The organism is Streptomyces triticisoli (assembly GCF_003270085.1).
GTDB classification, from domain to species: domain Bacteria; phylum Actinomycetota; class Actinomycetes; order Streptomycetales; family Streptomycetaceae; genus Streptomyces; species Streptomyces triticisoli.
This window is the reverse complement of record NZ_QFDQ01000298.1, coordinates 24,460-31,755: the sequence shown is the minus strand read 5'-3', so window position 1 is coordinate 31,755 and position 7,296 is coordinate 24,460. Positions and strand designations below refer to the sequence as shown.

Below are 7,296 nucleotides of genomic sequence, written 5' to 3'. Positions count from 1 at the left end.
CGCCTCGCGGCGCAGCCCGCGACGGCGTCCGCCCCGCACCCCTCGGCACGCCGGCCGGAGGAGGCCGCGGCCACGCTCGGCGCACTGCAGTCCGCCACGGCGGCGGCACGCGCCGACGCCGCCCCGGATTCCCCGCGCGCCGGGGCCGATCCCGGCGTGCAGGGAGCCCCCGGCGCACAGACCGTACCGGAACCCCGCCGGGTCGGCCCCGCCGCAGCAGGGGACTCGCGCGGCGCGGCCGCAGATGAGAACGAACACAACGACCATGAAGAGGGGGCGGCTCGATGACCAGCCGTCAGACAGGCGACACGGCATGGGTGCTGGACCCGATCCTGGAGGTGCCACACGTCGTGGCCGCCGTCCTGCTGACCCGGGACGGGCTGGTCACCGGGTACACCGACGCGCTCTCGCAGCCCTCGGCGGAGCGGGTGGCCGCCATCACCGGCACCGTGCAGGGCGCGTGCCGCACCGCGGCGGCGGCGTTCGCGGACCGGGACCGGGCCGAAGTACGACAGGTGGTCATCGAGTCCGACCACGGATACGTCCTGATCGTCCCCACCGACCACGGCACGTGTGTCGCCGCGTACGGGGGACCGGAGGTACGCCTGGACCTGCTGGCGCACCGCGTCCACTCCCAGGTGGCGCGGCTGGGCGAGAAGGCGATGGCGGCCGCGACCCGAGGAGCCGACGGCGGCGCGCCGGCATGACCGGCCGCCGTGGCGGCCGTCCCCTGGTCCCCGCGTATCTGTCGACCGGCGGCGTGGCCCGGCCCAGCCGGCCGCACCTGGAACGGCTGTCGGTGCTCACCGCCGCCGGCGGGTCCGCGCCCGCCGGCCTGTCGGCCGCCCAGTCGGCCCTGCTGGACGTCCTGGCCGACGGCTCGCTGACGGTGGTGGAGGTGGCGGCGCTGCTGGAACTGCCGGTCTCCGCCATCCGTGTCCTGGCCGGTGACCTGATCGACCGGAACCTGGTGCTGGCCCGCGCCCCGATCCCGCCCGCCGAACGGTTCGACCCCGACCTGCTGAAGAGAGTGGCCGATGGCCTCCGCGCCCTCAAGCACTAGCGGCATCCACCTGCCCGACACCGCCCGCGACCTGGTGAAGATCCTCGTCGCCGGGCCGTTCGGAGTGGGCAAGACGACCTTCATCGACTCCGTCTCGGAGATCCGCCCGCTGCACACCGAGGAAACCCTGTCCGAGGCGTCCGCGCAGGTGGACGACCTCGCCGGAGTACGGGAGAAGGCGACGACCACCGTCGCCATCGACTTCGGGCGGATCAGCCTGCCCGGCGGGGTCGTGCTGTACCTGTTCGGCACGCCCGGGCAGGAACGGTTCCGCTCGCTGTGGGACGACATCGCCCACGGTGCCCTCGGCGCGCTCGTACTCGTGGACAGCCGCCGTATCGACGCCTCGTTCGACGTGCTCGGCCTGGTGGAGGAGACCGGGCTGCCGTACGCGGTGGCCTTCAACGCGTTTCCCGACGCGCCGAGCCACTACACCGACGAACAGCTGCGCGCGGCACTGGACCTGGAGCCCGCCACCCCGATGGTGACGTGCGACGCCCGGGACGCCGACTCCTCGATCGACGCGCTGCTCGCTCTGGTCCAGCACCTGATCGACCGTCCCTCGGAGGGCCGATGACCGCCCACTCCCCCGCCCAGCAGGTCTTCTCCCACTCGGCTCCCGTACGGCTGTGGGAGGACGGGTTCGCCCTGGACCCGTACCGCTACTACGCCGCCCTGCGCGCGCAGGGCCCGGTCGGCTGGGCCGAGCTCGCGCCCGGCGTGCCGGCGTACGTCGTCACGGACCGGCGGGCCGCGCTGGACCTGCTGCACGACACCGAGACGTTCTCGCGCGACCCGCGGCCGTGGGAGGCCACCGTCCCCGACGACTCGCCGGTCCTCGGCATGATGCGCTGGCGGCCGAACACCCTGTTCGCCGACGGGGCCGACCACGTCCGCTACCGCTCCTCGCTGCTCGACACCTTCGACCGCGCCGAGCCGCACGACCTGCGGGCCCGGGTGCACCGGGCGGTGCGCCTGCTGGTGGGCCGCATGGGTCCGCGGGGCGAGGCCGACCTGGTGGCCGACTTCGCACGCCCGCTGATGGCGCTGGTGTTCAACAGTCTCTTCGGGCTGCCGGACGACGCGAGCGAGCGGCTGAACGAGGCGCTGGGCAAGATGATGGAGGGCGGCGACCAGGCGGCCGAGGGCGAGGAGGAGTACGGCGGGTACGTCCTGGAGCTGATCGCCGCGAAGAGCGCGCGGCGCGGCGACGACCTGCCGAGCCTGCTGCTGGACCACCCGGCCGGGCTGAGCCCCGAAGAGGTCACTTGGCAGGTCTTCCTCACCCTCGGCGCGGGCCACGAACCGACCTCGAACCTCGTGTCCAACGCGCTCTCCCGCATCCTCGGCAACCCCGACTACTACTCCACCCTCACCAGCGGGGCCCGCCCGGTGATGGACGCCGTGGTGGAGGTGCTGCACCACGAGACCCCGCTGGCGAACTACGGCATCCACTTCGCGCGCCGGTCCCTGACCTTCCACGGGGCCTGGATCCGGGCCGCCGTGCCGGTCGTGGTCTCCTACGGGGCGCTCGCCCACTTCGCCGAGCAGGAGACGACCGGTGACCTGCACCCGAAGGACGCCTCGCACCTGTCGTGGTCGGCCGGCCCGCACGCCTGCCCGGTCAAGCAGCACACGCTGCTCATCGCCACCGAGGCGATAGAGCGGCTCACCCAGTGGCTGCCCGACCTGGAGCCCGTCCTGCCCCGCGAGCGGCTGACCTGGCGGCCCGGCCCGTTCCACCGCTCGCTGACGTCCCTGCCCGTGCGGTTCAGCCCCCGCTCCCCCGACCAGCCTGGAGAGTCGCCGTGACCGTGACCGACCGCATCGCCCTCGACCCGTTCGGCGCCGACATCCCCGCCGAGACCGCCCGCCTGCGCGCCCTCGGCCCGATCGTGCCCGTCGAGCTGCCCGGCGGCATCCCCGCGTGGGCGCCCACCGGCTACGACACCCTCAAGGAGCTGATACTCGACCCGCGGGTGAGCAAGGACCCGCGCAAGCACTGGAAGCTGTGGCCGGAGGTCGCACAGCGCCCCTCGTGGGGCTGGATCCTGGGCTGGGTGGGCGTGGTGAACATGCTGTCCACCTACGGCGACGACCACGCGCGGTTGCGCAAGCTGGTCGCGCCGAGCTTCACGCACCGGCGCACCGAGGCGATGCGGGCACGGGTGGAGGCGATCACGGCGGAACTGCTGGACGCGCTGGCGGCCGCCGGTGCCGAGGGGGAGGTGGTGGACCTGCGGCAGGGGCTCGCGCATCCGCTGCCGATGCAGGTGATCTGCGAGCTGTTCGGTGTGCCGGACGAACTGCGGGAGGACACCTCGCGGCTGGTCGCGGCCATCATGGACACCTCCGATCCGAGCCCGGAGCACGCCGCGTTCGTGCAGCAGCAGATCGGTGCGGTGCTGGGCGGGCTGATCGCCCACAAACGCGAGCGCCCGGGCGACGACATGACCACCGAGCTGATCCGGGTCCGGGACGAGGACGGCGACCGGCTCAGCGACGAGGAACTGCTCTACACGCTGCTGCTGGTGATCGGCGCCGGCTTCGAGACCACCGTCAACCTCATCGGCAACGCGGTCGTCGCGCTGCTCACCCACCCCGAGCAGCGGGCGGCGGTGCGCGACGGGAAGACCGGCTGGGACGCGGTCGTCGACGAGACGCTGCGCGTGCACCCGTCCATCGCCTCCCTGCCCCTGCGGTTCGCGGTCAGCGACCTGACCGTCGGCGGCGTCACCGTTGCGGCGGGAGACGCGATCATCACGACCTACGCCGCCGCCGGGCTGGATCCCGCGCACTACGGCCCGGACGCCGACGCCTTCGACGCCGCGCGCGGTGCGGACGACCACCTCGCGTTCGGCATCGGCGTGCATCGCTGCATCGGCGCGCCGCTGGCCCGCATGGAGGCCCTGACGGCACTGCCCGCCCTCTTCGACCGCTTCCCCGGCCTGCGCCTGGCCGTCGGTGCGGACGAACTGCGCCAGGTGCCGTCCTTCATCGCCTTCGGCTGGCAGGAGGTGCCGGTGCGGCTGCACGGCTGAGTGCCGGGCCCGGCCGGCGGGGAACGCACCACGGAGCGCGCCGCGGCGGAGCAGGACCGGTCCCCCGGTCCCGTCTCCGCGGCCCGCCGAGCCCGTGCGTCCCGGGATTCGCCGTACGCAGCCGTCGCCCACGACCCCGGGGAGCCGGCTACGTACGGCCTCCCGGGTGCCGCAGGCCTGCTCCACGTCGTCGTCGCGGCACTGCGGGCCCATCCGGAAACCGCCGGTGAACGGCACCCGCATGCCGCTGCGGCCCCGACACCCGGATGCTCGTGCTGGAAGACCCGCTCCAGCGGAGCTCGGCGCCCGGCACGTCGGCCACGTCGACGACCACGTGGAAGCCCTCGCCTCAGCGTCCCGGCAGGACCTCGAAGACGCCCGCGTCCCGCCACTGCCGGAAGCGGTTGAAGACGGTGGACCAGGTGCCGAACTCCCGCGGCACCTCCCGCCACTGCCCGCCGGTCCTGAACCGCCGGTTCACCCCCTCGAACTGCTGCCGCAACCGCTCGGCGTACGGACCGGACCCGTGAGCTGCACCGTTGCCTGCTCTGCCGACGCTCAGACGTCTCCTCGGGTCAGCGCGTCCTCCCCCGTGGTTTCAGCGGGACCGGCGGGAGTTCCGGAGCGGGCAGCGGGTCGCCGTCGTATCCCTTCACCTCGCCGAACCGCGTGCCTTCCGTCCAGTCCCGGCGGGCCTGTACGATCTCCGCCTGAGACCGCAGATCCAGTTCCGGAGCAACCGGATTGAGCCCACTGCGCCAGCGGCCGTCACGCCGCTTCCCAGAGACCGGCATACAGGACGCGAGCCGCCTTCGTGATGCTCCCCGGCACCAGGTGCCGGTAGGTCCGATACGTCTCCTCGATGGACTTGTGCCCCATCCATTCGGCCACGTCGGTGATCGGTACCCCGCTCCCGAGCGCGTTCGAGGCGAAGTAGTGCCGGAAGCCGTACATGCCGACACCGTCCTCCGCGGGGAGGTCCTTGAAGAGCCTCTGCACACGCGCCGTTCCATCGGCTCCGTGTAGTACCCGCTCGGACCACGCAGCAGATAGCCCTCCTTCGTGGTGCCGTACTTCTCCTCGTACCGCTCCATCGCTTCCCGCACCGAGCGCGGCAGGAGAACTTCCCGGAACTCCCCCGCCTTGCGGTGCTTCAGCTTCGCCGGCTTGTGCGTGTTGGAGTGGATCTGCTCGTGCACCCGGTAGACGTCGTCCGCCACGACGTTGTTGACGTTCACCGCTCGGGCTTCCCCGTTTCGCAAGCCGCAGCCCACCATCATGACGATCCCAAGCGCGAGGTCTTCATCAGCGGCAGTCAGCGCCTTCTTCACGTGGGCGAGGGACGGTATGACCATCTTCTCGCGGACGTACTCCGGCTCCTGGACCCCCTTCACAGGGTCGTCCGCCATGGCTCCCTTGCCATGGGCGTCCCGCAGGATGGCCCTGAGGGTGCGGAAGGATGTTCACCTGGTTTCCGCGACCGTCTGCTGACCGAGTTCGCGGCGGGCCTCGGCAACGGACGGCGCCGTCCTCTTTTTCTCCGCGTGGATCTGCGTGAGGCGCTCGCTCAACGTGCTGCGCACCGCAGGGAGACGGGAAAACGGTGTCAAGGTGTCGAGCGGTCCGCCTGTCGGCGCTCGGCGTCCTCCCGGTGCCCGCCCCGGCCGGCCGGGGCCCGGCCGGCTGCGACTGAGCACGTTCCTGATCGTCACCGCACTCGTTCGTGATCACGTACGACGACTGCTACGTCAGTAACGATTGCGCAACTTGCGAAAACTTCTGGTTGCCCCTCGTTCATTTCTGGCGGTACACCTTGCTCCTACTTCGCGGATGGCTCATTAGTTTGCGCAAAGTATCAGCAGTTGGATCACTGACAACAGATCAGGGAGTTCCCACGATGACGAGGAGAACCCGCAGCGCGACGGCTGCCGCGATCGGCTTGTGCATCGCACTCGCCGCTGTCGGCTGCGCCGGCGGCGGCGACGGCAGCGGTTCGTCCGACGGCCAGGGCACGGTGACCCTCTGGACGAACGCGATGGAGGGGCGCGGTGCGCAGTACTGGAAGGACGCCGCGAAGGCGTACCACGCGCTGCACCCGGACGTCACGATCAAGATCCAGTCGGTCCAGAACGAGGACCTCGACGGCAAGCTGCAGAACGCGCTCAACTCGAACTCCGCGCCCGACATCTTCCTGCAGCGCGGTGGCGGCAAGATGCAGGCCATGGTCGACGCCGGCCAGATCCAGGCACTGGAGCTGACCGACACCGACAAGGCGAACGTGGGCGAAGCGGCCCTCGAAGGCGTCTCGATCGACGGCAAGGTCTACGCGATGCCGCTCGACACGCAGCCCGAGGGCATCTACTACAGCAAGGACCTGTTCAAGAAGGCCGACATCACCTCGACGCCGACGACGATGGACGAGCTCAAGGAAGCCGTCGCGAAGCTGAAGGCGGTCAAGGTCGCGCCGATCGCGGTCGGCGCCAAGGACGCCTGGCCGGCCGCGCACTGGTACTACAACTTCGCCCTGCGCGAGTGCGGCCAGGAGACCATGCAGGAGGCCGCCAAGTCGCTCACGTTCGACGACCCGTGCTGGACCAAGGCCGGCGAAGACCTCGCTGAACTCCTGGAGACCGAACCCTTCCAGAAGGGTTTCCTGACGGCAACGTCGCAGCAGGGCGCCGGGTCCTCGGCGGGCATGATCGCCAACCACAAGGCGGCCATGGAGCTCATGGGCAACTGGAACCCCGGTGTGATCGCCGATCTGACCCCGGACAAGAAGCCGCTCCCCGACCTGGGCTGGTTCCCCTTCCCCGCCGTGCCCGGCGGCAAGGGCGACCCGACCGCCATCATGGGCGGCGCCGGCGGATACTCGCTCTCCAAGAACGCGCCGAAGGAGGCCCTGGGCTTCCTCCAGTTCGTCGTGACCAAGGAGCAGCAGGAGGCCTACGCCGAGGCCTTCGACACCATCCCGGTGAACAAGGAAGCCCAGGGGGTCGTCACCGAGCCCTACAACATCTCGGCACTGCAGGCCTTCAACAAGGCCGCCTACTCGATGCAGTTCCTCGACACCGTGTACGGCCAGAACGTCGGCAACGCCATGAACGTCGCCGTCGTGAACCTGATGGCCGGCAAGGGCTCCGCCGCCGACATCGTCAAGGACGTCAAAGCTGCCGCCGAGAAGGGCTGAGTAAG

Annotated in this window: 7 protein-coding genes and 3 pseudogenes; 7 read left to right on the top strand and 3 right to left on the bottom strand. The window is 70.9% G+C overall.

Annotated features, from left to right (window positions below; all coding sequences use genetic code 11):
- The 6 genes and pseudogenes from DEP02_RS35235 to DEP02_RS33095 all read left to right on the top strand — a co-directional run.
- Positions 1–288, top strand: a pseudogene (locus DEP02_RS35235) (hypothetical protein); the annotation flags it as partial.
- Complete coding sequence (locus tag DEP02_RS33115; protein WP_112471358.1) at positions 285–707, top strand: roadblock/LC7 domain-containing protein; 423 nt, start codon at positions 285–287, stop codon at positions 705–707. The pseudogene DEP02_RS35235 and the gene DEP02_RS33115, both read left to right, overlap by 4 nt.
- Positions 704–1,063, top strand: coding sequence for a DUF742 domain-containing protein (locus DEP02_RS33110; protein ID WP_112471357.1), 360 nt, complete (start codon positions 704–706; stop codon positions 1,061–1,063). The genes DEP02_RS33115 and DEP02_RS33110 overlap by 4 nt, the downstream gene beginning before the upstream one ends.
- Complete coding sequence (locus DEP02_RS33105; RefSeq protein WP_112471356.1) at positions 1,038–1,640, top strand: GTP-binding protein; 603 nt, start codon at positions 1,038–1,040, stop codon at positions 1,638–1,640. Before DEP02_RS33110 ends, DEP02_RS33105 begins: the two co-directional genes overlap by 26 nt.
- A complete protein-coding gene (locus tag DEP02_RS33100; protein WP_112471355.1) occupies positions 1,637–2,875 on the top strand; it encodes a cytochrome P450 family protein in 1,239 nt (412 codons plus the stop codon). The genes DEP02_RS33105 and DEP02_RS33100 overlap by 4 nt, the downstream gene beginning before the upstream one ends.
- Positions 2,872–4,104: a cytochrome P450 family protein gene (locus tag DEP02_RS33095; RefSeq protein WP_112471354.1), complete on the top strand. Its 1,233-nt coding sequence runs from the start codon at positions 2,872–2,874 to the stop codon at positions 4,102–4,104. Before DEP02_RS33100 ends, DEP02_RS33095 begins: the two co-directional genes overlap by 4 nt.
- Before the next feature lie 361 nt (positions 4,105–4,465).
- Here DEP02_RS33095 and DEP02_RS33085 read toward each other — a convergent pair.
- The 3 genes and pseudogenes from DEP02_RS33085 to DEP02_RS35230 form a co-directional block, all read right to left on the bottom strand.
- A pseudogene (locus DEP02_RS33085) lies at positions 4,466–4,627 on the bottom strand (transposase); the annotation flags it as partial.
- Positions 4,628–4,679: 52 nt separating this feature from the next.
- Positions 4,680–4,823: pseudogene (locus DEP02_RS33080) on the bottom strand (pirin family protein); the annotation flags it as partial.
- A gap of 49 nt (positions 4,824–4,872) precedes the next feature.
- Positions 4,873–5,058, bottom strand: coding sequence for a tyrosine-type recombinase/integrase (locus DEP02_RS35230; protein ID WP_232839393.1), 186 nt, complete (start codon positions 5,056–5,058; stop codon positions 4,873–4,875).
- Between the two features lie 943 nt (positions 5,059–6,001).
- Here DEP02_RS35230 and DEP02_RS33070 point away from each other — a divergent pair.
- Entirely contained in the window at positions 6,002–7,291 is a 1,290-nt protein-coding gene (locus DEP02_RS33070; RefSeq protein ID WP_112471353.1) for an ABC transporter substrate-binding protein, read from the top strand.
- The last annotated feature ends 5 nt before the right edge of the window (positions 7,292–7,296 follow it).